This window comes from Sphingomonas sp. (assembly GCF_003248515.1).
Taxonomy (GTDB): domain Bacteria; phylum Pseudomonadota; class Alphaproteobacteria; order Sphingomonadales; family Sphingomonadaceae; genus Sphingomonas_I.
In genome coordinates this window covers 106213-130876 of record NZ_QFOB01000008.1, presented here as the reverse complement: position 1 = coordinate 130876, position 24664 = coordinate 106213, and the positions used below count along the sequence as shown (strand labels likewise).

The following is a 24664-nucleotide window of genomic DNA, read 5'->3' as shown; positions in this document are numbered from 1 at the left end:
GCAACAAGCGATACCGCCGGGAGATTCCATGCACATCGGTCAGACGCGGGCGCGGCCCGCCACCCTCAGCCTCGCCCGCAAGACATCGGCCGCATCCGTGCTGGCCCTCGCCCTCGTTCATGCGGCCCCCGCGATGGCGGCGGACGCGGATCAGGGCACCAGCGCCAGCGATATCGTCGTGACCGCGACGACGCGCGCGCAGGAAGTGAAGGATGCGCCCGCCTCGATCAGCGTCATCACGCGCGAAACCCTGGAGCGCCTGCCCTATCGGGAGGTCACCGACGCTCTGCTGGAAATTCCCGGCGTGACGGTCACGCCGGGCGAGGGCAACAGCCGCGACATTTCGATCCGCGGCATGGCACCCCAATACACGCTGATCCTGGTGGACGGGAAACGCCTGAGCGCGCGCGAATCCCGCACGAACGGAGGCAGCATCAGCGAGGGCGGGCTGCTGCCGCCGCTGGAAGCGATCGAGCGGATCGAGGTCGTCCGCGGCCCGATGTCCTCGCTCTACGGATCCGATGCGATGGGCGGCGTCGTCAACGTCATCACGCGCGCGATCGCGGATAGCTGGCGCGGCAGCGCGCGCGCGAACGGCACGCTCCAGCTGGGGCGGGGCTATGGCGATTTCTACGACGGCAATTTCTACCTCTCCGGCCCGATCATCGGGAATACGATCGGGATCCAGTTGCAGGGCTCGCTCAACCGGCGGGCGGAGGATCGGGTGATCGGCGGCACGCCGGATCGCAAGGACGAATCCCTCGCCGGCAAGATCGGCTTCAACGCGAACGCCGATCACCGCTTTCTGGTGGAGGGCGGCTATTATCGCCAGAAGACGCTCTCGACCGCCGGCAAGACGGTGGAAGTCTCGGCGACGGCCCCCGCAGGCACGGAATCGACGATGACGCAGAAGCGCTGGGTGGCATCCGCCAGCCACGCCGGCAAATGGGGCTTCGCAAGTTCCGACAGCTATCTCCAATATGAGGATGCCGAGCATGTCGAAGGGCAGAAGCGCATCCGCAACACCGTCGGCCAGTCGATCTGGACGGTGCCGCTGCCCGCCAACATGCTGAGCATCGGCGCCTTCTATCGCGACGAGGATATGCGCGATCTCACCAGCAACGGGCTGGCCGGTTCCAATCGCACCGGCGCCACACGCACCAACTGGGCGCTGTTCGCCGAAAACGAACTGGGCCTGCTCGATGGCTTCAAGCTCACCGGCGGGATCCGCATGGACGATGACGAACAATATGGCACGCACTGGACGCCGCGCATCTATGCCGTGTGGCATGTCGCCCGGCGGGTGACGCTGAAGGGCGGCTATTCGCAGGGGTTCCGCGCGCCCAATCTGCGGCAGACTCTGTACGATTGGGGGCAGAACAGCCGTGGCGGCACAATCTATGGCAATCCGGATCTCAAGGCCGAAACCTCGCGCACGATCGAGGCTTCGCTGCTGTTCGAGGGAAAGGCCGTGCAGGCCAGCCTCGCCCTCTACGACACGCGCTTCGACGACAAGATCACGCGCATCACCTGCTCGGCGGCGGCGGCATGGTGCATCAATGAACCGCTGAGCTCGATCGGCCGGCCGCCGACCACCTATGTCAATGTCGATCGCGCCAAGGTGCGCGGCGTGGAGGCGACGGTGGATCTGCGCCTGACGCGGACGCTGCGGCTCAACGCCACCGGAACGCTGACCGATTCCGAGCAGCTGACGGGAGCCAATATCGGCGCGGCGCTCAACGACACGCCGAAGCAGCAGGCCAGCGCCTCGCTCAACTGGAAGCCCGTCGATCGGCTGAGCGCCTATGTCCGTGCGATCTATCGCGGCAAGGAGGCCGTGACCGAGGCACAGATCAGCGGCAACAATATCGTGGCCGCTTCCTACACGACGGTCGACATCGGCGCGACCTACCGGCTCAGCAAGAGCCTCTCCCTGCACGGCGGCGTGCAGAACCTTTTCGACAAGCGGCTAGCCTATGCCGATTATGGCTATGTGATCGATCCGGTGCGGATCTGGAGCGGGATCAACGTGCGGTTCTGATACCCCGGTCGCACGCCCATCACGGCTGGCTGGTGCAGCCTGCCGTGACGCGGGGCGCCTGCAACGGAAAGCTGCGAGGCGCGCGGCGTGGCCGCCGTTACGCCTTCAGCGCTTCGAGCAATATCGCCGCAAATCGATCCGCATCGCCGGCGAAGGCGACGTTGCAATTGGCCGGCTGGCTCCGGTCGGCGCCCCGGAAGGTCGTGTCGATGACGGTACGCCCCACGGTCGCGGTGCCCGTGGTCTCCACCTCCACATGGAGGAAGCGCGTAACCAGGATCGTCGGATCCACGATCGAGGCAACGGCCAGCGCATCGTGCACGGGCGCCAATCCGCCCTGCCCGATCGGCTGGATCCTGTCATAATTCGCGATACGGTTGCGAATGATGTCCGCAGCGGCAAGCGCGGCGGGCGTGCCCAACGCGGCAAGCTGCTCGCATTGCGCGGTCGAGAGCGCGGCATTGTAGGTCGCGTCGAGGGGCACCAGCGTGATCTTCCGGAAGCCTGCCGACAGCACTACCGCGGCGGCCTCCGGATCCGCCCAGATGTTGAATTCGGCCGACGCCGTGCGGTTGCCGAAGGCGTGACAGCCGCCCATGATGACGACATCCGGAATCAGATCCACCAATTTCGGATAGAGGGCGAGCGCGGCGGCGATGTTGCTGAGCGGCGCGAGCGGAACCAGCGTGATCTCATCCGTGGTGGAACGATAGGTTTCGATCAGAAATTCGACGGCCCCCTGCTCCTGCGCCTTCAGCGCGGTTTCCGGCAGGGGCAGCGTATTGCCGTGCAGACTGGCGCCCACATCCGCCTTGGCGCGCGGGATCGGCAGATCCGGGCGCACGATCGGGCGATGCAGTCCCTGGAAGACGGGAATGTCGGCAGCGCCGATCAGATCCAGCACGCGCAGCGTATTATCGGTGCAGTGCTCCACCGCCGTATTGCCGTTGACCGTGGTGCACGCCACCAGCTCAAGGGCGGGATGCCCATGCGCGAGCATGATGGCCACGGCATCGTCCGTGCCGGTATCGACGTCCAGAATGATCTTGCGCATGTCGGTTAATTCCTTGTCTGGTTGCCGGCGAGCATGGCCGTGACTTCGGGCAGCGTCGGCATGGATGCGGCCGCGCCGGGCTTCGTCACGGCCAGCGCGGCTGCCTGGATGGCGAATGCTATGGCCGTATCGATCGCATCGCCCGCATCGAGCCGCGCCGACAGCGCGCCGCAGAAGCAATCGCCCGCGCCCACCGTATCGACGACATCCACAACGGGCGCAGCGAACGCATCGGCACGATCGCGCGTCACCGCGAGGCAGCCCTCCGCGCCAAGCGTCAGGATCGCCGTCCGGAGCCGGCCGCCAAGCAGCGCCCGCGCGCGCTCCGCGAACGCCGGTTCGCCCGATGCGGCCGGGACGAAGGCCTCCAGTTCGCTTTCGTTCACGATCACGATGTCGGCGCGCGCCAGCAGCGGCCGGGCCTCCGGCCGGGCGGGCGCGGCATTGAGGATCACGCGCGGCGCCTGACCGAGCTGATCCAGCGCACGCTCGATCGCGGCAATGCCGATCTCGAGCTGGAAGAGCGCGGTGACGCCTGCCGCATTGCGGAAAGACGAGGGCACATTACCCGAGAAGGCCGCATTCGCGCCCTGCGCGACGATGATGCTGTTTTCACCATCGGCCAGCGCGATGCTGGCCATGCCGGTCGGACTATCCCGATGGCGCTCGACCGCCGCGACATCCACGCCCGCCGCCGCGATCTCGACGACGAGCGGCCCCGCCGCCGCATCGGTGCCGACCGCGCCCGCCAGCGTGACGGCGGCTCCCAGCCGGGCGGCGGCGACCGCCTGATTGGCACCCTTGCCACCGAGGCTGGTGGTCAATCCTTCCGCCAGCATCGTCTCCCCCGGCCTGACGAAGCCCGCGATCCGGAACGTCAGATCGAGATTGATGCTGCCGATGACGAGCACCGCCATGATTCAGGGCCGCCCCGCCGGAACGGCGCCGTCGACGGGCACCGGGTGGGGCAGGATATCCGCATCGGCCTGAAAGGTCTTGCCGGCACGGACGCAGAAGACCGGCTGGAGCATGCGATCGCCCACGACGACACTGCCTTCATTGTCTTCAAACCGGAAGCGGCCGCGCAGATCATCGAGAATGGTGACATCGGCGGGCGCGCCGGTGCGCAGGGTACCGATTTCCTCCAGGCCCAGCATCCGGGCCGCGTTGATCGTCACCATCCGCACCACCGTATCAAGCGGCACCCCCAATGCCAGCATCTCGCTCATCGCATAAGAAAGGCTGAAGCGCGCGGCACCGGCAAAAGGATGGGCCTCGTGATCGTCGGGATGCGTCGCAGGCGTGCCGGGAGGCGGCAAGGCCCGCGTATTGTAGCCGTGCATGTCGGCACCCAGCGTATCCGGAATGATCCCGGCTTCCAGGGCCTGGCGCGCCACGCGGAACGAGAAATGGCTGCCATGGCCGACATCGACCTTCAGCCCCCTATCCAGCGCCTCCCGGATCAGCGGGTGCAGCTGGCCGCGTTCGTCCATGAAGCCGCCCGGATGGCGCGAAAAGGGATGCGCGATCACGTCGCCGGCCTTCAGCAGCGGGATCACCGAGGGCACGATATCCCCGATGTCGAGCATCCGGCGATCATCGCCCGGTTCGGGCCAGAGCTGCCCGAAATGAATGTAGAGCGGCAGGTTCGCGGCCGCCGCGATCTCGGACGCCTGCTCCATGACGCGCACGCCCCAGCGACGCATGCCGCCGATCTCGGCATGGGCCTTGATCCCGCGCACCAGATCGCGATTAGCCTCGATCGACTTGACGGTGGCATCCACATCCACGCCATGCGGCCCATAGAGTTCGGGATAATAATGCCCCTCGAGGCCACCGACCACATAAGCGGAGATGAAGGAAAGGACGCGCGTGGCCGCAGGCTGGGCGATGAAATGCCGGAAGGCGGGGAAGGTCATGCACGATGCGCCGCCCTGGTCCACGATCGTCGTCACGCCGCTGTGCACACCGGCGAGATCCGCGGGCAGGCCGAATCGGCCGGTCACATAGGTGAAGATGTGGCCGTGCGTGTCGATCAGGCCCGGCAGCACGAGTTTACCGCGCGCATCGATCCGCTTTCGTGAGGCGGCTGCGATGGGCGCCCCGGAAACGGCCGCGATCCGCCCCTTCTCAATGGCCACGTCGGCGATCCCGTCGATGCCGCTGGCCGGATCGATGACATGGCCGCCGGCCAGTATCAGATCATAAATCGGGCTATCCATGACGCTCCACCCTTTGAAGACATTTAGTTTGCCGGCGCATCCGGCCCCGCGCCGGCGGACGGCATTCGGCGCCCCCAGCGCGCACGACATATCCCAATCTGTTGTCGGGACTCCAACAAATGTCAAGTATACGTGATTTATGGCAGCACATGACGCCCCCGGCGCGGAGCCGCCTCTCATCCCGAAACGGTCCCCTCCCTATATAATTAGGTGAGGACGCCGAGCCTCGGGCGCGCGCTGGCACCCCCAACTGCGCTGTTGTTTCGAGCGGACAGTATGACGTATGCTCGCAAAATTGGATCGACAGGGATCAGGCGGGAGCGCAGCAGCGGTGACGAGAGAGAAGCCTAGAAATGGCACCGCGAACGGATCGCCGATCGATTCTTCCGCAGGCATCGCGCGGCGCGATCGCAAAGGGGGAGCCGCACGCCGGACCGTCCTGATCCTCCTGTTCTGCGCGATCGCCGTCAATTATCTCGATCGCAGCAGCCTGGCCGTGGCGGCGCCCAACATCCAAGCCGAATATGGGCTGAGCAAAACACAGCTGGGCCTGCTCTTCTCCGTTTTCTCGTGGACGTACGTCCTGATGCAGCTGCCGGCAGGCTGGCTCCTCGACAGGATCGGCCCCACGCGCGCTTATGGCTTCGCGCTGATCGCCTGGTCCGCATGCACGATGGCTTTCGCCTCGGTGCGCTCGTTCACGGCCATGATCGGGCTGCGCCTCGTCCTGGGCGTGGCGGAGGCCCCGGCCTTCCCGGCGAACAACAAGTTCGTCAGCAACTGGTTTGCCGCTTCCGAACGCGGGCGCGCCACGGCGGTTTGGGTTTGCGGCCAATATTCGGGGCTGGCGCTCGCCCTGCCCGTGCTGACCTGGATCATCGCCACCGCCGGCTGGCGCACGATGTTCGCGCTTTCCGGCGCGGCAGGGCTGGTTCTGGCCTTTTTCTGGTTCCGCTCGATCAGCGATCATCCGGGGGGGCAAGCTGCGGAAGACACCACCGAGGCAGCCACGACGGGCGGCGGCGCGCGCACGCCGCTGAAGGACGATGCCGCCTATCTGCTCTCGAAGCGTCCGCTCTGGGGCATGTATATCGGCAACTTCTGCAGCAACAGCGCGCTATCCTTCTTCCTCACCTGGTTTCCGACCTATCTGGTCGCGGAGAAAGGCATTTCGTTCGGCCGTGCCGGCATATTGGGGATGGCGCCCTATCTGGCCGCCCTGTGCGGCGCGCTCGCCGGGGGCGCCATATCGGATGCGCTGCTGAAGGCAGGGCTTTCGCGCACCGCCGCGCGCAAGCTGCCTCTCCTCATCGGCTATATGCTCTCGGCGAGCATCATTCTGGCCAATTACAGCAATGATCCGCTCATCGTCATCGCGATCATGTCCGTCGCTTTCTTCGGGCAGGGCACCAGCGGCATCAGCTGGGCGATCTTTTCGGATATCGCGCCGTTGCGGATGACGGGCCTTGCCGGCGGCATGTTCAATTTCTTCACCAATCTGGGCGGGATCATCACGCCGATCGTGATCGGCGCGATCGTGGATCGCACGGGATCGTTCGGCCCGGCGCTGGGCTTCATCGCCTGTCTCGGCGCGATCGGGCTGCTGAGCTACCTGTTCCTGGTCGGCCAGATCCGACGGCTGGATCCAGACGCCGCGATGGCAGATTCAGGCATGGCCGAAAGCGCCCGCGCGCACTGATCCCGGCGCGCGGGATCCCGCGCGCCGGTCACGCCTCCGGATCAGCGTCGGCCTGGTCGACGATCTTCTGCAGCAATTGCAGGAAAAGGAATTGCTCGGCGGGGGACAGGGCCTCGATCGTGCTGGTGTGCGCCGCGCGGGCAGGCGCCTCCAGCCGCTTCAGCAGCGCCAACCCCTCCGGGGTCGGCGAGCAGAATTGCGCGCGACGATCGGTGGGAAGCGTGCGCCGCTCGACCAGTCCGCGCGCCTCCAGCCGCTTCAGCGCGCCGGCCGTGGTCGTCCGGTCCATGGCGATCGCCGCCGCAAGCTGGGATTGATCCGCCTGATCGAGATCGGCAAGCGCCGCCAGGAGGCTGTACTGGATCGGCGTGATATCGAAATCGCCACACTCGCGCACGAATTGCGCGACATGGAGCTGGTGGACGCGCCGGATGAGGAAGCCGGGCCGATCGCGGAGGGGCCAATCGCCCTCGGCCGGTTCACTTCCTTCCTGCGATGTCGATCCGCCCGAGATGAGTGAGAAAAGCGACTGGCTCATGGGCCTCCCTTATCATCTGCCGAAACCAGCAGCCATCTTTGCCGCATTTCCGCCGATCCGATCGATCCTGCGCGTCACGCGCCGGACACCATCCCGGCGCGACATCATGCCTGAACACCTTCAGCCGGGCACACGCAAGCCCGCCCCGGCCGCGCGAATCACCACGGCGGGAGATTGTTTCACTGTCTAGCATTCATCGAATTATACAGCGTACGTACAGAAAGGAAAGTTCATTATATTAATAATATCAACATCTTAATCAAAAAAAGGCGCGCTTGTCAGCCGGATAATTATCACGCATACTCGATAAGCGAACAAGCCTGGGAGGAACGGGCAGCGCGCAGGTCGAGCATGGTCAAAAGGCCGCCGATCGTTCCGCATGCTGCGGGCCAATCTAATTGGGGAGACTTTTGAATGCGTGTGGGGATCAAGGCCCGGATTTTGTCCGCGGCGTCAGTATCAGGTCTGCTTGCGTTGACACCCGCGGCCGCCACTCCGGCGGCCCAACCGACCCCCGCCGCCGAGGCCGCCAATGACGGCGCCGGCAGCAGCAACGGCGAAATCACCGTCACCGCCCGCAAGCGGAACGAAACGGTTCGCGACATTCCGGCCGCCATTTCCGCCTTCAGCGCGGAGACGCTCACTGCGCGCGGCGTCGGTTCGGTCAAGGCGATCGATCAGGTCGTCCCCAGCGTTCACATCGAAAATGTCGGCGCCGGCAATATCAGCCAGGCGGCCGTCTTCATCCGTGGCGTCGGCAATCGCGAACACCTGATCTTCACCGATCCGGGCGTGGGCGTCTATCTGGACGGCGTGTATCTGGGCCGCGCGATGGGCGCGAACCTCAGCCTGAGCAACATCGATCATATCGAGGTTCTGCGCGGGCCGCAGGGCACCCTTTCGGGCCGCAACACGCTGGGTGGCGCGATCAATGTCGTGACGAAGCTTCCGGGCCAGCAGGAAGCGTTCGAAATGTCGGCAACGCTCGGCACGCGCGAACGCGCCAATGCCAGCTTCTACGGCAGCACCCCGATCACCGATACGCTCGCCTTCTCGCTGAGCGGGCTTTACGAACATCGCGGTGGCGTCGGCAAGTTCGTCAACCTGCCGGAAGCCAATGTCGAAGTGGGGCAGATCGATCAGGGCAGCGGGCGCGCCGTCCTCGCCTGGACGCCATCCACGGAAACCTCCGTCATCCTCTCGGCGGACGGGATGAAGGGCAATTACGGCATTTCGCCGATCCAGAACACGATCATCAATCCGAACGGCTTCTTCGGGCTCAAGCAGAGCGACTTTCCGGCCAACGCCTATGATTCGGGCACGACCAACGCGAAGATCCCGAACACGAATGCCAAGAATTTCGGCACCTCGCTCACCGTTCGCCAGAATCTCAATGCCAATCTCAGCATCAAGGCGATCGGCAGCTATCGCTACCTGAGCTACAAGGGCGGCCTGGACGACGACAATTCGCCTTACTCCTATTCCGAGTATCCGGAATATGGCCATTCGCGGCAGAGCACCGGCGAACTTCAGCTGAACGGCGAATATGACAAGCTGAATTTCGTGACCGGCGCCTATTATTTCCATGAAAATGGCGTCGTTCGTCAGAACTTCATCTACAACAATGTTCCGGGTCAGGCATATGGCGGCCAGGAGACGAACAGCTACGCGCTCTATGCCCATGCCGGCTACAATCTGACCGAGAGCCTGAAGCTTTCGGGCGGCGTGCGCTATACCTGGGACAAGAAGGATGCCTTCATCCTGGCGCGCACCGTCCAGCGTTCTGAAAACTGGAACGCGCCGACCTGGGACGTGGCGCTCGATTACAAGATCTCGCCATCGCTTGCGGCTTACGCGACCATCCAGCGCGGCTATCAGAGCGGCGGCTTCCCCGCGCGCGCCAATTCGGCCGCCGTGTTCGTGCCTTATGATCCCACCTACGCGACGAACCACGAGGTCGGCCTGAAGGGTCGTCTCGGCAACGTCCTGCAATTCGCGGCGGACGTGTTCTACACGCAGTATAAGGATCTGGTCGTCAGCCAGAGCACCTCGACGCCGACCGGCTTCATCACGCTCAGCGCGAACGCCGCCCGTTCCCGCACCTATGGCGCCGAGTTCGAGGGCACGCTGTTTCTGGGCAAGTATCTCAGCCTCGACGCCACGGTCGGCTATAACAACGCCAAATATACGCGGCTGGATGCGGGCGTGACGAGCGTTGTGGCCGGAACGCGGCCGCTCGGTTCCCCGCTGTGGACGGTCGCGATCGGTCCGCAGTTCAAGACGACGCTGGCCTCCGGCGATACGCTCACCGCGCGGGTCGACACCAACTATCGCAGTTCGGTCTTCAACCAGCCGGTCAACGGCGTGCCCAACATCATCCCGCGGCGCTATCTCACCAATTTCGAGATCAGCTACGGGATGCCGGACAAGGGCCTGACCTTCTCGATCTACGGCACGAACATCTTCAACGAGAAATATGTCGTCGGGCAGCTCGTTCTCAACACGGCCGGATTCAAGGAATCGATCCTGAACAACGACCGGAGCGAGTTCGGCGTCCGCATCAAGAAGAAGTTCTGAATGAATGGCCCGGCAGCATGCTGCCGGGCCGTCTTTCTGCCGGGCCGGGCAGGCCATCCTGGCAAGGAGCCTCTCCCGCCACTCTCCGGGCGCCCGGCCCGGTATCGATTTCAGAGAATCAGGGGCCGCAAGCCGACCGTCATGAGCAACATGTCCGACGACGCCCCACCCTCCGGACAATCGCCGCATGATCCGTCGCGGCTTCGCGAACAGATCGCCTCGTGGGGGCTTGCCTTTCCCGATCCATGCCTGCCCGGCATCGCCGAAAATCTGGCGCTGCTGCAGGAACATTCCCGTCGCCTGATCGCGGCCGTGGCGGACCTGGCCGATGACTAGCGCCGGCTTCTCCGCCCAGGACATTGCCTCTGCGGTCCGTTCGGGTGCGTGCACGGCCACGCAGGTCGTCGAGCGGACATTGTCTGCCATCTCCCGGCGTGATCCCGACTATCGCAGCGTCACGCGCCTGCTCGCCGATCGGGCGCATCGCACCGCCGCGGCCGTCGACGCCACGGTGGCGCGCGGCGCGGATCCCGGCCCCCTCGCCGGCGTCCCCTTCGGCGTGAAGGATCTGTTCGATGTGGCGGGGCTGCCGACGACGGCCGGCGCCGCGATGCGACGCGACGCCCCGCCCGCGCAGGGCGATGCTCCGGCGATCCGGCGGCTGGAGGAACAGGGTGCCATTCTGGTCGCCACCCTGAACATGGATGAATTCGCCTACGGTTTCGCAACGATCAACGCCCATTACGGCACCACCCGCAATCCGCATGACATCACGCGGCTGGCGGGAGGATCCTCGGGAGGATCGGCCGCCGCGGTGGCCGGGGGCCTTCTGCCGCTGACGCTTGGATCCGATACGAACGGCTCGATCCGCGTTCCCGCGTCGCTGACCGGAATCTATGGCCTCAAGCCCACGCACGGCGCCCTGCCGATGGAGGGTGTCTTTCCGTTCGTGGAAAGCTTCGACGATATCGGCCCCTTCGCCACCTCGATCGCGGATCTGCATCTGGCATGGCGGGCGCTGGGGGGAGGCGCCGATGCAGCCCCCCCGGGCCGGCTGCGCGTGGCGCGGCTTGGCGGATGGTTCCGGGCGAATATCGCGGATCGCCTGCTGGCGGCGATCGACGAGGTGGCCGTCGCGGCCGGAGGCGACGCGATCGTCGAGCTTCCGAAGGTAGATGTCGCCCGCTCGGCCGCGTTCCTGATGACTGCGGCGGAGGGCGGCGCGCTCCATGCAGGCGCCCTGGCCCGATCCGCACTGGCATTCGATCCGGCAACGCGTGACCGGCTGGCGGCCGGATGCCTGCTGCCACAGACGGTAGAGCGCGCAGCCCGGCGCTTCCGCGTCTGGTTTGCCGGACAGGCGGCAGATCTGTTCGCCCGCCACGATGTGCTGATCGCCCCGGCCACGCCCGATACGGCACCCACCATCGCCGATCCGATGATCGAGGTCGATGGCCGGCGCGTGGCGGCGCGGGCGCAGCTCGGCCTGTACACGCAACCGCTCAGTTTCATCGGGCTGCCGGTGATCGCCGCGCCGCTCCGCCGCACGATCGACGGGCTGCCTCTTGGAATCCAGCTGATCGGCGCGCCGGGGCGGGAGGAGGCGCTGTTTGCGCTCGCCGCGCGCCTTGAGGCCGATGGCCTGATCGGCGCACCGCCGCTGCCCCCGCCCGGAGCCGATGAATAACCGCATGACGATGAACGCCGCGATCGATCCCGTACGGGCCCAGGCCAAACCGGTGCTGCGCGGAATGCGCAGCCTGCGCGATCTTGTCGGGGGCCATTCGCCGCTCCTGCTTCATGCCGGGCCACCCTATGCCTCGCCCCGGCAGATCCCCGCGCCCGTGCTCAACAGCGCCGTGGCCGCAACGCTGGCGGAGGGATGGACCGCCTCGGCGGTGGAGGCGCGGCAGGCAATTCTATCGGGCCTGATCCCGCTCGAGCCCGCGCAGGACCATGGCGTCGTGACGCCCCTCGCCTTCGTCGTCTCGCCCTCCATCCCGCTGCTGCGGGTGGAAGACGATAATAGCGGGCTGGTGCGCCATGCCCCGCTCAACGATGGCCCCGCCCCGGGCGCCCTGCGCTTCGGCGCCTCGGCGGAAAATGGTGTCGATCGGCTCCGGCGATTGATCGCGATCGGGCCGGATATGGCGCGGGCGCTCGACGCGCCCATCGCGCTGCTCCCGGTCATGGCGGCGGGCCTGTCCGGAGGAGACGACCTGCACGGCGTGGTCGCCGCCACCAACGCGATCCTGCGCCAACGCCTTGCTCGGCTGCTATCGGGAGACGCGGCGCTGTATCTTGCGGAGGCGGATCATTTCGCGCTGAATGTCGTCATGGCCGCCTGCGCCGTCCTGCTGGCCGATATGGCATCCCGAACGATCCGGGGCATCGTGCGTGTCGGCGGCAACGGTGTCGATGTCGGCTGGTCGGTCGCGGGCGAGGATGGATGGCGGCGCACCCCGGCGACCACCCCGGTCGGCCCGATCGGCGAGGATCACCGGGATCGCACGCCGCTGCCCGCGATCGGCGACAGCATGGTCATCGATGCAAGCGGCTTCGGTGCGGCCGCCCTCCACAAGGCGCCGGCGCTGCGCGCGCAGTTGATCGCGCATGGCGCCATACCGGATCCCGCGCCACCGGCGAACCGCGGCTTCGTCGGAACCCATGCTCTCCTGCCGCCCGATATTCGCCTCGGCTTCGCGCTGGGAGAAGGTGGGGGCGAAGAAAGCGACAAAGAAGGATACGGGCATCGCCTGGCGGCGATACTCGCCATCCTCGATGCGGGCGGAGACGCCGGCCTGATCGGGCGCGGGATCAGCACGGCGACGATCGCGTCGTGATGCGCCGGCGGACAGTGGCGCCCCTTGGCTCCCGCCGGCCGCGCCGGGCCATCGGATCAGGGCGCCTCTTCCCGCAGATCCTGTGCCTCATCATGGGCATCGCCATCGCGTCGGCGGCGCCTGCTGGCACCTCGACAGCGTCGCCGCAGCCGATCGTGGGCACGAAGGAGGGCCGCCTTCTCGGCCAGCGTTCGGGCGGCGTGGACCGTTTTCTGGGCATAGCTTTCGCAGCGCCGGCCCAAAGGTGGACGCCGGCCGCGCGCCCGACACGCTGGGCCGGTCTGCGGGGCGCCACGAAATCCCGTCAGGGCTGCGCCGCGCCGAATTCCGGTGACGGCCCGGAAAGTCTCAACGAAGACTGCCTGTACCTCGACATTTATCGTCCGGCGGGCGTGCGCCGGGGCGCGCGCTTGCCGGTGATCGTCTTCCTCCACGGCGGCGGCAACAATTGGGGCTCGCCGGCCATCTATGATGGCGAGCGGATCGCGCGTGTGGCGGGCGCCATCGTCGTCATTCCCGCTTACCGCCTCGGGCCGTTCGGCTTTCTCGCCCTGGCCGGAGGGAGCGAAGCGGCCCGCGCGCGCGGCGACATCGGCGTCGGCGATCAGATCGCGGCGCTGAGGTGGACCGCCGATCATATCGCCGCGTTCGGCGGGGATCCGGCACAGGTCACGCTGGCGGGCGAATCCGCCGGTGCCGCCGATGTCTGCGCGTTGCTCGCCACGCCCGCCGCAAGAGGATTGTTCGGCCGCGCGGTGATGCAGAGCGGCTTCTGCGGCAACGTGAACGTCGCCATCGGCGATGCCGAACGGATCGGCGCTGCGGTGGCACGCGAGGCGGGCTGCGAAGATCGCGCGCCTCTCTTGTGCCTTCGCGCCAAACCGGCGGGAGAGATATTGCGCGCCTGGGCCGCCGTCTGGGGTGCGCGAAGGGCGCTCGATCCCATGCCGCTTTTCCCGACGATCCCTTATGGCACCTCCACGCTGCCCGAAATGCCGCGTGCGGCTGCCGAAGCCGGGCGGATAGCCCCGGTCCCCCTTCTGATCGGCTTCGACCGGGACGAGCTGCGTTCGATGCTGGGCGCCCTGCTGCCGCTGGATGCCGGCCGCTATCGGGCGATGATCGCCCGCGCCTATGGCCCGCTCGCCGGGGCGATCTCGCAGGAATACCCGGCTTCGGACGGCTCACCCTTCGATGCGCTGGCCGCGCTGCGCTCCGATCATCTCATAATCTGCCCCAGCATCGAGATCGCCACGGTCTTCGCGCATCGCAATCCCGTCGCCATGTTCGAATTCTCGGATCGGACCGCCCCGCCCTTCCAGTCGCTGGGCACCGGTGGCGGCAAGGCCGCTCCGGAATTCAATCGCGGCGCCAGCCACACGGTCGAGCTGCAATATCTGTTCGGCTATCGGGCGGCCGCGCATGGCCTGTCGGCCGACCAGCAGGCGCTGGCGGACGAAATGGCGCACAGATGGGTCCGCTTCGCTCGCGACGGCGTGACCGCGCCCTGGAAGCCGTTCGATCGGCAAATGCCGGCCATCACGCGGTTCGCATTGCCGCAGGATGGCGGCATCGTCGTCCGGAACGATATTGCGGACGAGCATCGGTGCCGGTTCTGGCACGACCATGATATGGCCGTCTCCACGATAGCCCCGTAATAGCCGAAGGCGGATTTCCCCGCCCAAGCGCCGCTCGCATCCAAATTCCGTCTGCGGGCCGGATCGCCACCACGGCGTCGCTTCATCGATAGAGCAGGCCGCCCCACACGCGGGGCGCCGCCCGAGCGGGGCTACGGCGGTGCCGTCGGATCGGCCGGCCGCGCCATCTGCGTGAACGGCGCAGGCTTCGCCCCCGGACGCCTTCCGTTCCGGAACTGTTGCAGCAACGAAACACATTCGAAACAATTTGCAACATTTCACGACACGATGTTGCGCTGCGGCGCGAACCCGGATCAACATTAACCATCACATCATTCGGGGCATCGTCATGAATCGCAAGAATATGCTGCGTGGTCGTATCGCGTTGTCAGTCTTTGCTCTCGCAACGTCCTCCGCACTGCAAGCACAGGCCGTCAATATCGGGCCGTCATCGCCGGGCGGCGACAATGCTTCGGCCGATGATGCGATCATCGTCACTGGATCCCGCATCCGTCGCGATCCGCTCGACAATCCTTCTCCCGTCATCACGCTGGATCAAAACACGCTTGCCCAGACGGGTCTGACCTCGGTGGCCGATGTTCTTCAGCGATTGCCCAGTGCCGCCGGCGGCCTCAACACCAAGGTCAACAATTCGGGCAATATCGGCAATCCGCAGGATGGCGGCGGTGTCGGCGCGGGCACGGCCGAAATCGATCTGCGCTATCTGCTCGCCAAGCGCACGCTGGTGATGGTGGACGGGCTTCGCTACGTGCCCGCCACGGCGGCGAGCGGCATTCCTTCCACCGTCGATCTCAACAGCATTCCGGAAAGCCAGATCGAGCGGATCGAGGTGCTTCAGTCCGGCCAGTCGCCGCTTTACGGATCGGACGCCATTGCGGGCGTGGTGAACATCATCACGAAGGCTTCGCAGGATGGCCTGCGTGCATCGGCGCAATATGGCAAGTTCCGCGCGGGCGACGGCGCGACCCAGGATTACAATGTCAGCTATGGCATCAAGGGGCCGACCACCTCGATCGTGATCGGCGGCACCTATGTGAAGCAGGACAAGGTCTCCACCGCCGACCGCGCCCTCTCGCGCTTCCCCAATCCGGGCCAGACGAGCTGCACCGATCCGATCGGCGGCTGCTCCTCGGCCGCGGTCAATGGCCGCATCGTGTTCAATCCGGGCAACCCTTCGCTGCCCGGCGGCGGCAGCGTGACCGTGCGGAATGCGCCGCTCACCCGGCGTGGCGCCTATGACCCTACATTGGCCAGCGGCGATTTCCGCGCCTTCACCACGGCTGATCGCTTCAATTTCTCGCCCTACAATTACTTCCTCACGCCTTCCGAGCGCTTCGGCGGCTTCCTGAGCGCCAAGCAGGAGCTTGGCAGCGACATCAGCCTGCGCGTGAAGGCGGTGTACAACCGGCGCAATTCGCAGAACCAGGCCGCCTTCCTGCCGCTGTTCGTCGGCCCCGATGCCGGCAACGGCAATCTGCTGGATACGGTTTCGATCGACGCGACCAATCCGTTCAATCCGTTCGGCATCACATTGTCATCCGGCGCGGATGGCTCGGCCGCCACCTACAGCTTCGTCGCCCGCCGTCTCGTCGAGGCCGGCCAGCGCACCTACACCCAGCATGTCGACACCTGGTCCACCACGGCCACGCTGGATGGCAGCTTCGAGGTGGGCGAACGCAAATTCTACTGGGACGTGAACGCCGTCGTCGGCCTCAACGATGCCCGCCAGACCTTCACCGGCAACGTCAATGCCGCCAAGGTCGCCCGCGCGCTGGGTCCGGTCGCCAATTGCACCGGCGATTGCGTGCCGCTGAACATCTTCGGCGGCGCCGGATCGATCACGCCGGCCATGCTGAACTACATCTCGTTCGTCGAGCACGACCAGAGCTATCAGCGCCTCTACGATTACACCGCCAATCTGAGCGGGGATCTGTTCCACCTGCCGGCCGGCAATGTCGGCGTGGCGATCGGCTATGAGCATCGCCTGCAGAAGGGCGGCTTCACGCCCGATCCGATCATCCAGGCGGGCCTCGGCGCCGACATTCCCGCGCAGGCCGCCAGCGGCAAGTTCAACACAGACGAAGTCTATGGCGAAATCCGCGTGCCAATCCTGAAGGACGTGCCCTTCTTCCGATCGCTGGAAGCGAACGGCGCCGTGCGCCACGCCAGCTATTCCACCAGCGGATCGAGCACCACCTTCACGGGCACGGGCCTGTGGAAGCCGATCGACGATCTCCTCCTGCGCGGCTCCTATGCGGAAGGCTTCCGCGCGCCCAGCATCGGCGAACTCTTCGGCGCCCAGTCGCGCACGGACGCGCCGATCGACGATCCCTGCACGAACGTGACGGGATCGCGCTGGCAGGCTTCCGCCACGGTGCGGACGAACTGCATCGCCAACGGCGTTCCGGCGGGCGGCTCCTATCGCGAGCCGCTGGGCGGACAGATCGGCACGCTCACCGGCGGCAATAACGCGCTGACCCCGGAAACCTCCAAGACATGGCTTTTCGGCGCCGTCTACAGCCCGCGCTGGGCGCGCGAGAGCGGCTTCGCCAGCCAGCTGAGCATCGAGGCCAATTATTACGACATCAAGGTGAGCGGCGCGATCGCGGCGATCAATCCGCAGGTCACCCTGTCCCGCTGCGCCGAACTGGGCGATCCCACGGCCTGCGCCAATGTCGTTCGCACCTCCAGCGGCATCATCTCGCGCGTCGTCGGCCTGCTCCAGAATATCGGGCAGATCCGTACGCAGGGCGTGGACCTGACCGTCACCTACCGTTCGCCCGAAACGCGCCTCGGCATTTTCGGGCTGACGCTGAACGGCAATCACCTCGCCAAATATACGGAGAGCTTCCCGACCGCGGATGGAACGACGACGATCAGCTACAAGGGCACGACGCGGGGCTTCCCCGATCAATCCTATCCCAAGTTCAAGGGCACGGGCGTCGTCAGCTGGAGCCTGGGCGATTTCGGCGCATCCTTCACCGGCCGCTACATCAACCATGTCACCGAAGCCGATGGCAGTCGCCTGCGCGACACCTTCTATGGGGATGTCCAGCTCGTCCTGACGCCGAGCTTCCTCGACAAGAAGTTCGATTTCACGATCGGCGTCATCAACGTGTTCAATCGCAATCCTCCGGCCTGCACCAGCTGCACCGGCCCCAATTACGATCCGACCACCTATGACGTGCCGGGCCAGTTCGGCTATCTGCGCGTCGCCTACAAGATGTAGGCACAGGCCGCTTCCAGCGGATGGAAATGAAGAAGTGTTGCGCGGCGCGTGGGTGGATGCCCCCGCGCCGCACCGGTCCGGTCCGAGCCGGCGGGGCTAGGCCATGGGCGGTGCGAAGGCGCCATAATCCATCGCCCTCAGATCGGTGAGGAGGTCCGGGCCGACCGGCTCCCAGCCCAGTCGCTGGCGGGTCCATGCGCTGGAAGCCACCATGTCCGCGCCGACGAACATCGCCAGCCATCCGAAATGGGCCTGCGCTTCCTCCGCAGACAGCATTTCGACCGGCAGGCCCAGCCCCTGCCCCACGGTCTCCGCGATATCGCGCACGCGCACGCCCTCCTCGGCAACGGCATGATAGCGGGCTCCGTTTTCATGCTGCTCCAGCGCGAGCCGATAAAGCCGGGCCACATCCGATACATGCGCCGCCGGCCAGCGGTTCGCACCGTCTCCCACACAGGCGACGCGACCCTTCGCCCGGCTCAATTCCACAAACGGGGTGATAAGCCCCTGCCGCACGGTGTCATGCACCTGCGGCAATCGCACGACCGCCACCGAAACGCCCTGCGCGGCCGCGGCCGCCCCCGCCTCTTCGGTCGCGATGCGCGGGTTGGGATGATGCCAGTCGACAACGCTTTCCAGCGCGGGGCTGCCGGGAACGGTGCTGCCCATGCCGACCCCCGACGTGACGATAAGCGGACGCGACGAGCCGGCAAGCGCCTCCGCCAACGCCCCGATCACGCGACGGTCCTTCTCGCAATTTGCGGCGAGGCGCGAGAAATCGTGATCGAAGGCCGTGTGTATCACCGCGTCGGCCGTGGCCGCCGCACGCGCGAGGCCGCCGGGATCCTCAAGTGTGCCGCGATAGACCTCAATGCCCTTATCCTCGAGCGCACGCGCACCAGCATCGGAACGCGTCAAACCCACCACCTTGTGCCCGGCGCCGAGAAGCTCCGATGCGATCCGCGAGCCGATGAAGCCCGTCGCACCAGTCAGAAACACGCGCATGCCGAAACCCTCCAGATTGTCCGAAGGCCGATTTCGCGCTACTCCTGTCCCTATTAAAGTAGTGATCTTATACTGGTATAATTTCCAACAGGATCACTGCCACGGGATCGCCCATGCCTCAGCCCGCCGACACATTGGGATCCTATCTTCGCGATCGCCGCACCCGGCTCGATCCGGCGACGTTCGGCGTTGCGGGCGGGCGACGGCGCACCACCGGCCTGCGGCGCGAGGAGGTGGCGCAGCGGGCCAATATCAGCCCTACCTGGTATACGTGGCTGGAGCAGGGGCGCGGCGGCGCTCCGTCTGCCGCCGTGCTCGATCGGATCGCGCAAGGGCTGATGCTCACCGAACCCGAGCGCGAGCATCTCTTCATGCTGGGGCTCGGCCGCCCGCCCGAAGTCCGCTACTCGCCCGTCGACGGCATCACCGCCCGCCTCCAGCGCGTGCTCGACGGCATGGAACTGAGCCCGGCGATCATCAAGACCGCAACGTGGGACGTGGTGGGTTGGAACAGGGCCGCCGCCGCCCTGCTGACCGACTATGCGCAGATCCCACGGGAGCAACGCAATATCCTGCGCCTGATGTTCGGCAATTCGAAAGTCCGGGCGGTACAGGATGATTGGCAGAGCGTCGCCCGTTTCGTCGTTGGCGCCTTCAGGGCGGATGTCGCCCGCGCCGGCGCCAGCCGCAGCGAGGAATGCGCGATGCTCGTCGATGAACTCTGCGGCCTGAGCCCGGAATTCGAGGCGCTGTGGCGGGACAATGACGTGATCGCGCATGGCGAGGGCACCAAGCGGATCCATCACCCGGCTGCGGGAACCCTCAGTCTGGAATTCTCCTCCTTCGCCGTGGAGGGACGCCCCGAACTGGCGATGATCGTCTACAATCCCGCATCAGCGACCGATGCCGATCGCATCCGGCAGCTCATCCTCGCGAAGGACAAGCCATTGCCCCCTAGCCTGACGGATCGCTGAAGAAGCACGCTGCCAGCCGACGGCCCGACGCCCCGGGGCTCGCGGTCACCGCACGAGTTGCCTCGTCAGCAGCACCTCCAGCCAGTCCGCGAAGACCTGCACGCGGCGGGATCGATGCCGGCGATGCGGATAAAGCAGGGCCATGGGCAGTGGCTCCGCGAGATGATCGGGCATTACCTCCACCAGTTCGCCCGCATCGAGATGGCCGCGAACGTCATAGGCCGGAATCTGGATCAGGCCGAGCCCGGCGAGGCAGCAGGCGATATAGGCCTCCGCCCCGTTCACCGTCACGCGGCCGCGCATCGGCAACGCCCGCAGCGCGCCCTCTTCCATCCATTCCCACGGCTCGACCCGCCCGGTCGAAGGCGACGCGTAATTGACCGCGAGATGATCCCGGAGATCGTCGGGCGTGCGCGGCATGCCGTGGCGCGCGAGATAGGCGGGGCTCGCGACATTGACGAGCGCGAGGCTGCCGAGCGGCCGCGCGACAAGCGTGGAATCGGTGAGCGGGCCAACGCGCAGAACGCAGTCCACGCCACCCTCCACCAGATCGATCGCCCGATCGGTAACGCCCAGGTCCAGATCGATCTCCGGATAATCCTCCAGGAAGGCCGGAAGCGCCGGGGCGAGGATCAACCGGCCGATCCGGCCTGGCACGTCGACGCGCAGCTTGCCGGAGGGTTTGGACGCGCTCTGCCGGAACAGGCCCTCGCTTTCCTCCACATCGGCGACGAGGCGCAGACATCGTTCGTAGAAGACGGCGCCGTCCTGCGTGGGCGAAACCCTGCGCGTCGTGCGATTCAGCAGCCGCGCACCGATGCGCTTTTCCAGTTGCGCCACCGCCGCTGAGACGGAGGAACGCGGCATCCCCAGCGTGTCCGCCGCGCGGGTGAAGCTTGCCGCCTCCACCACGCGAATGAAGATGCGGAAAAGATCGATCCGGTCCATGCGCGCCCGCCGATTGTTCGCCATTTCTGACAGATGATGTCAGATCGAGGGTCTTTATCGGAAATATCCCGGACAGCATCCTCTTCTCGACAGCGGCCATCGCTGCGCGTCTCGAGGAGCTTCGTTTCATGACCGATCATTCCATCCGGAACAAAACCGTCATCATTGCCGGGGGCGCCAAGAATCTGGGCGGCCTGATCGCGCGCGATCTGGCGGCGCAGAGCGCGAAGGCGATCGCCATTCACTATAACAGCGCCGCCACCAGGGCGGATGCGGATGCCACCGTCGCGGCGGTCAGGGCGCTCGGAGCCGAAGCTGCCGCCTTCCAGGCCGACATGGGCACGGCGGGCGCGGTGGAAACGCTCTTCGCCGAGGCCGTCGCCGCCTTCGGCCGCCCGGACATCGCGATCAATACGGTGGGCAAGGTGTTGAAGAAGCCGATCCTCGACATCTCCGAAGCCGAATATGACGAGATGGCCGCCGTGAACGCCAAATCGGCCTTCTTCTTCATCAAGGAAGCGGGCCGGCATCTCAATGACAATGGCAAGCTGGTGACGCTCGTCACCTCGCTTCTGGGCGCCTTCACGCCTTTCTATTCCACCTATGCCGGCACGAAGGCGCCGGTCGAACATTTCACGCGCGCCGCCGCGAAGGAATATGGGGAAAGGGGCATTTCGGTCACGGCGATCGGCCCCGGCCCGATGGACACGCCCTTCTTCTATGGGCAGGAAGCCCCCGAGGCGCAGGCCTATCACAAGTCGGCGGCCGCTCTCTCAGGCCTCTCGAAGACGGGGCTCACCGATATCGAGGATATCGTGCCCCACATCCGCTTCCTCGTGTCGGACGGCTGGTGGATGACCGGCCAGACAATCCTCGTGAACGGCGGCTACACAACGAAGTAAGGGCGCGCGACGCGCCCCCGCCCGCCCCCGCCCTACCAAAGTACAGGCGATCCTGAGCCACGGCTCATGATCGCCCCGTCCGCCCGGCTTATGAAAAGGGTGCAGGCGGGGTCGCCCGTCGGCAAATGGGTATGGGGCGTCGGGATACCCCTCTTACCTGCCGTCCGGATCGGTCGAAGATTCCCTCTCCCCCGATCCGGACGGCGCCTCGCCTGACAGCCCCCCGTCGCCGCGGGCTATTGTCAGCCGAAGCCCAGTATCGCCTTGGTCTCCAGATATTCCGCCAATCCGAACGCCCCATATTCGCGGCCGTTGCCGGATCTTTTGTATCCGCCGAACGGAGCATGAGGATCCCAGCCCGGATGGTTGAGATTGACCTGGCCGGTGCGGATCCGGAGCGCTACCGCGCGCGCCGCATCAATATCCGCGCTCTGGACATGGCCGCCGAGCCCGAAGACGGTATCGTTGGCGATCGCGATCGCCTCCTCCACATCGTCATAGGGCATGATCGACAGGACCGGACCGAAAATCTCCTCCTGCGCGACCCGCATCGCACCCGTCACGTCCGAGAAAATGGTCGGCCGCGCGAAGAAGCCCGTTTCATGCCCCTCGGGGCGCCCCGGCCCGCCGCATAGCAGCCGCGCGCCCTCCGCCATGCCGGCCGCGATCATCTGCTGCACGCGATCGAACTGGGCGCGATTGGCGATCGGGCCGAGGACGGTGCGTTCGTCCGCCGGATCGCCGATGACGATCGCTTCCGCCGCCGCGCGCGCCATCGCCTCGATCTCGGCCAGGCGCGCGCGCGGCACGATCATTCGCGTGGGCGCCGCGCAGGACTGGCCGGCATTGCGAAACGCCGTCGTCACGCCCAGCGGCACCACGCGCGCGAAATCGGCATCCGGCAGCATCAGGTTCGGGGATTTGCCCCCAAGCTCCTGCGTCACCCGCTTGATGGTCGGTGCTGCCGCCTGAGCCACGAGCATCCCCGCCCGATTCGATCCGGTGATCGAGATCATGTCGATATCCGGATGCGCCGCCATGCCCGCGCCGATCTCCGGCCCGCTGCCGTTCACGAGATTGAAGACACCCTTCGGCACGCCCGCATCCTGCACGATCCGCGCGAACAGCAGCGCGTTCAGGGGGGAAAGCTCGCTGGGCTTCAGCACCATCGTGCAGCCCGCCGCCAGCGCGGGCGCCACCTTCGCGGCGATCTGATAGAGTGGCCAGTTCCAGGGGGTGATGAGCCCGCACACGCCGATCGGCTCGTGCACGATCGCGGTTGTCCCGCGCATCGTCAGAAACGGATAATCCGCCAGGGCATCGGCGGCGGTGCGGACATGGGCGGCGGCGAGCGCGACATGAGATGCGCGCGCATGGGAAATCGTGGCCCCCATCTCGCTGGTGAGGGTGCGCGCCAGCGGCTCGGCGCGTTCGAGGATCAACGCGCGGATCCGCTCCAGCAGGGCATGCCGTTCCGCGACCGGGGTTTGCGAGAAAGCAGGAAAGGCCGCCCGCGCCGCCGCGACCGCACGATCGAGATCCGCCGCGCTGCCGGCCGCGACGTGGGCGATCGCCGTTTCGCGCGCGGGATCGATCACCGGCAGCATTTCGCCGCCCGACGCCTCCACCCATGCGCCATCGATATAAGCGGATGCATGAACCGCATCCGTGCAGACGGATCCGCCCGCAAAATCCATCGTCATCCCGTCACGTCCCATGGCCGATGTCCGATCCTGTCGCTCACCATCCCCCCATCCTCGGCCATTCGGCCACCACCATCCGGCTGCCCGTCTCGATCACGTGATAGGATAGGTGCTGCGCGCCGGTGGCGCAGGCATGGTTGGGCAGGATCCGCACGCGCGAGCCGACCGGCAGTTCAGCCAGCCCGGCCGCGCTTCCGGGGCGGATCCTGACGATGCCATGCTCCTGGCTCGCATCCCCCACGATCAGATCGCCGAACGGCCGGCCGTCGATATCGCAGACCAGCCCATAGCCCTGATCGATCGGATGCGCCTGCGTGCCACGATCGCGCGACATCGCCATCCAGCCCGCGTCGATCAGGATCCAGCCCTTTTCGGGCCGGTGGCCGATCACCGTCGCCAGCACGGAGAGCGCGATATCCTCCACCGTGCAGACGCCGATGCCCAGCATCACCAGATCGAAGAACATGAACACGCCCGCGCGCACCTCGGTCACGCCATCCAGCGTGCGGGCGAAATGCGCGGTGGGCGAGGAACCGACGCTGACGACAGGCGCGGCATGGCCCTGCGCGCGCAGGATCGCCGCCGCCGTGACGACCGCCGCCCTCTCCCGCTCGGCCGCCTCGGCCAATCCCTCGCCATTGCGGCAGGCATAGGATTCTCCGGCATGGGTGAGCACCCCGCGCACCTCCACGCCCCCCTCGCGCAATATGCCCGCAATTTCCGGCAGCGCGGGATCCTCCGGCACCACGCCACCGCGATGGCCGTCGCAATCGATCTCAATCAGCACGCCCGGCATCGCATCGCCGGCCCGCGCCGCATCCGCCAGCGCCGTCGCCTGCTCGCGCGTGTCGATCAACACCGAGAGAGTCACGCCGCGCGCGACAAGCGCACGGGCTCGAGCGATCCTGTCCGGGGCGAGGCCCACCGCGTAGGTGATGTCCGCAAAGCCCGCCGACGCGAAATATTCGGCCTCGGCCAGCGTCGAAACCGTGATCGAGCCAACACCATCCGGGAATAGCCGCCGCGCCACATCGATCGATTTCGCGGTTTTCACATGCGGGCGAAACAGAACCCCCAGCGCATCCAGATGCGCGCGCAGCCGCGCGATGTTGCGATCCACCTTCACGATATCCAGCAGCAGCGCAGGCGTCCCGATCGCGTCGAGGCTTGCGCCTCCGATCGTGGCGGGCGGCGGGTTCGGGGCGTGGGCCATCGGGATCTTCCTGCTCCTGATTGTCCGCCGGAGATAGCCCTCCCCCGCCGCCGGCGCA

The 24664-nt window shown here is 66.3% G+C and carries 18 protein-coding genes; 10 read left to right on the top strand and 8 right to left on the bottom strand.

The window, feature by feature from the left end; genetic code table 11:
• Positions 1-28 precede the first annotated feature (28 nt).
• Complete coding sequence (locus DI605_RS14380; protein WP_293975236.1) at positions 29-2041, top strand: TonB-dependent receptor; 2013 nt, start codon at positions 29-31, stop codon at positions 2039-2041.
• 97 nt (positions 2042-2138) lie between these two features.
• On the opposite strand, the gene DI605_RS14375 is transcribed toward DI605_RS14380, so the two are convergent.
• Genes DI605_RS14375 through DI605_RS14365 form a run of 3 tightly spaced genes read right to left on the bottom strand, consistent with a single transcriptional unit; the run spans position 2139 to position 5317 of the window.
• Entirely contained in the window at positions 2139-3095 is a 957-nt protein-coding gene (locus tag DI605_RS14375; RefSeq protein ID WP_293975234.1) for a nucleoside hydrolase, read from the bottom strand.
• A gap of 5 nt (positions 3096-3100) precedes the next feature.
• Positions 3101-4012 (bottom strand): ribokinase, encoded by a 912-nt coding sequence (locus tag DI605_RS14370; protein ID WP_293975231.1) that lies wholly within the window; start codon positions 4010-4012, stop codon positions 3101-3103.
• Positions 4013-4015: 3 nt separating this feature from the next.
• A complete protein-coding gene (locus DI605_RS14365; protein WP_293975228.1) occupies positions 4016-5317 on the bottom strand; it encodes an amidohydrolase/deacetylase family metallohydrolase in 1302 nt (433 codons plus the stop codon).
• Between the two features lie 331 nt (positions 5318-5648).
• Between DI605_RS14365 and DI605_RS14360 the strand changes: the two genes are divergently transcribed.
• Entirely contained in the window at positions 5649-7016 is a 1368-nt protein-coding gene (locus tag DI605_RS14360; protein WP_293975225.1) for an MFS transporter, read from the top strand.
• A 28-nt stretch (positions 7017-7044) separates the two neighbouring features.
• On the opposite strand, the gene DI605_RS14355 is transcribed toward DI605_RS14360, so the two are convergent.
• Positions 7045-7554: a MarR family winged helix-turn-helix transcriptional regulator gene (locus tag DI605_RS14355; protein ID WP_293975222.1), complete on the bottom strand. Its 510-nt coding sequence runs from the start codon at positions 7552-7554 to the stop codon at positions 7045-7047.
• A 474-nt stretch (positions 7555-8028) separates the two neighbouring features.
• Here DI605_RS14355 and DI605_RS14350 point away from each other — a divergent pair, with 474 nt between their 5' ends.
• The 6 genes from DI605_RS14350 (at position 8029) to DI605_RS14325 (ending at position 17861) form a co-directional block, all read left to right on the top strand.
• Positions 8029-10131, top strand: coding sequence for a TonB-dependent receptor (locus tag DI605_RS14350; protein WP_293975219.1), 2103 nt, complete (start codon positions 8029-8031; stop codon positions 10129-10131).
• Positions 10132-10272: 141 nt separating this feature from the next.
• Positions 10273-10467 carry a hypothetical protein gene (locus DI605_RS14345; RefSeq protein WP_293975216.1) on the top strand — a complete coding sequence of 65 codons (195 nt, stop codon included), beginning with the start codon at positions 10273-10275 and terminating at the stop codon, positions 10465-10467.
• Entirely contained in the window at positions 10460-11818 is a 1359-nt protein-coding gene (locus tag DI605_RS14340; RefSeq protein WP_293975213.1) for an AtzE family amidohydrolase, read from the top strand. The genes DI605_RS14345 and DI605_RS14340 overlap by 8 nt, the downstream gene beginning before the upstream one ends.
• A gap of 4 nt (positions 11819-11822) precedes the next feature.
• On the top strand, positions 11823-12974 hold the full coding sequence (locus tag DI605_RS14335; protein WP_293975210.1) for a DUF1116 domain-containing protein: 1152 nt from the start codon (positions 11823-11825) through the stop codon (positions 12972-12974).
• A complete protein-coding gene (locus tag DI605_RS14330) occupies positions 12974-14632 on the top strand; it encodes a carboxylesterase family protein (RefSeq protein WP_293975207.1) in 1659 nt (552 codons plus the stop codon). Before DI605_RS14335 ends, DI605_RS14330 begins: the two co-directional genes overlap by 1 nt.
• Positions 14633-14960: 328 nt before the next feature.
• The gene (locus DI605_RS14325) at positions 14961-17861 is read left to right on the top strand and encodes a TonB-dependent receptor (protein WP_293975204.1); all 2901 of its coding nucleotides are present in this window, start codon (positions 14961-14963) and stop codon (positions 17859-17861) included.
• 96 nt (positions 17862-17957) lie between these two features.
• Here the strand turns inward: DI605_RS14325 and DI605_RS14320 are convergent, their stop codons facing one another.
• A complete protein-coding gene (locus tag DI605_RS14320) occupies positions 17958-18866 on the bottom strand; it encodes an SDR family oxidoreductase (protein ID WP_293975202.1) in 909 nt (302 codons plus the stop codon).
• 113 nt (positions 18867-18979) lie between these two features.
• Here DI605_RS14320 and DI605_RS14315 point away from each other — a divergent pair, with 113 nt between their 5' ends.
• Complete coding sequence (locus tag DI605_RS14315; protein ID WP_293975199.1) at positions 18980-19840, top strand: helix-turn-helix transcriptional regulator; 861 nt, start codon at positions 18980-18982, stop codon at positions 19838-19840.
• Between the two features lie 45 nt (positions 19841-19885).
• On the opposite strand, the gene DI605_RS14310 is transcribed toward DI605_RS14315, so the two are convergent.
• A complete protein-coding gene (locus DI605_RS14310; RefSeq protein ID WP_293975195.1) occupies positions 19886-20788 on the bottom strand; it encodes a LysR family transcriptional regulator in 903 nt (300 codons plus the stop codon).
• A gap of 128 nt (positions 20789-20916) precedes the next feature.
• On the opposite strand from DI605_RS14310, the gene DI605_RS14305 reads away from it, so the two are divergent.
• Complete coding sequence (locus DI605_RS14305; RefSeq protein ID WP_293975191.1) at positions 20917-21690, top strand: SDR family oxidoreductase; 774 nt, start codon at positions 20917-20919, stop codon at positions 21688-21690.
• 242 nt (positions 21691-21932) lie between these two features.
• Here DI605_RS14305 and DI605_RS14300 read toward each other — a convergent pair whose 3' ends face one another.
• On the bottom strand, positions 21933-23393 hold the full coding sequence (locus DI605_RS14300; RefSeq protein ID WP_293975188.1) for an aldehyde dehydrogenase family protein: 1461 nt from the start codon (positions 23391-23393) through the stop codon (positions 21933-21935).
• Positions 23394-23430: 37 nt separating this feature from the next.
• Positions 23431-24606 carry an alanine racemase gene (locus DI605_RS14295; RefSeq protein WP_293975185.1) on the bottom strand — a complete coding sequence of 392 codons (1176 nt, stop codon included), beginning with the start codon at positions 24604-24606 and terminating at the stop codon, positions 23431-23433.
• Between the last annotated feature and the right edge of the window lie 58 nt (positions 24607-24664).

What these genes read in the sequence shown, in the direction of transcription:
- DI605_RS14380 (WP_293975236.1), top strand. Translation starts at nt 29, where the DNA reads ATGCACATCGGTCAGACGCGGGCGCGGCCCGCCACCCTCAGCCTCGCC.
- DI605_RS14375 (WP_293975234.1), bottom strand. Translation starts at nt 3,095, where the DNA reads ATGCGCAAGATCATTCTGGACGTCGATACCGGCACGGACGATGCCGTG.
- DI605_RS14370 (WP_293975231.1), bottom strand. Translation starts at nt 4,012, where the DNA reads ATGGCGGTGCTCGTCATCGGCAGCATCAATCTCGATCTGACGTTCCGG.
- DI605_RS14365 (WP_293975228.1), bottom strand. Translation starts at nt 5,317, where the DNA reads ATGGATAGCCCGATTTATGATCTGATACTGGCCGGCGGCCATGTCATC.
- DI605_RS14355 (WP_293975222.1), bottom strand. Translation starts at nt 7,554, where the DNA reads ATGAGCCAGTCGCTTTTCTCACTCATCTCGGGCGGATCGACATCGCAG.
- DI605_RS14345 (WP_293975216.1), top strand. Translation starts at nt 10,273, where the DNA reads ATGAGCAACATGTCCGACGACGCCCCACCCTCCGGACAATCGCCGCAT.
- DI605_RS14340 (WP_293975213.1), top strand. Translation starts at nt 10,460, where the DNA reads ATGACTAGCGCCGGCTTCTCCGCCCAGGACATTGCCTCTGCGGTCCGT.
- DI605_RS14335 (WP_293975210.1), top strand. Translation starts at nt 11,823, where the DNA reads ATGACGATGAACGCCGCGATCGATCCCGTACGGGCCCAGGCCAAACCG.
- DI605_RS14330 (WP_293975207.1), top strand. Translation starts at nt 12,974, where the DNA reads ATGCGCCGGCGGACAGTGGCGCCCCTTGGCTCCCGCCGGCCGCGCCGG.
- DI605_RS14325 (WP_293975204.1), top strand. Translation starts at nt 14,961, where the DNA reads ATGAATCGCAAGAATATGCTGCGTGGTCGTATCGCGTTGTCAGTCTTT.
- DI605_RS14320 (WP_293975202.1), bottom strand. Translation starts at nt 18,866, where the DNA reads ATGCGCGTGTTTCTGACTGGTGCGACGGGCTTCATCGGCTCGCGGATC.
- DI605_RS14315 (WP_293975199.1), top strand. Translation starts at nt 18,980, where the DNA reads ATGCCTCAGCCCGCCGACACATTGGGATCCTATCTTCGCGATCGCCGC.
- DI605_RS14310 (WP_293975195.1), bottom strand. Translation starts at nt 20,788, where the DNA reads ATGGACCGGATCGATCTTTTCCGCATCTTCATTCGCGTGGTGGAGGCG.
- DI605_RS14305 (WP_293975191.1), top strand. Translation starts at nt 20,917, where the DNA reads ATGACCGATCATTCCATCCGGAACAAAACCGTCATCATTGCCGGGGGC.
- DI605_RS14300 (WP_293975188.1), bottom strand. Translation starts at nt 23,393, where the DNA reads ATGACGATGGATTTTGCGGGCGGATCCGTCTGCACGGATGCGGTTCAT.
- DI605_RS14295 (WP_293975185.1), bottom strand. Translation starts at nt 24,606, where the DNA reads ATGGCCCACGCCCCGAACCCGCCGCCCGCCACGATCGGAGGCGCAAGC.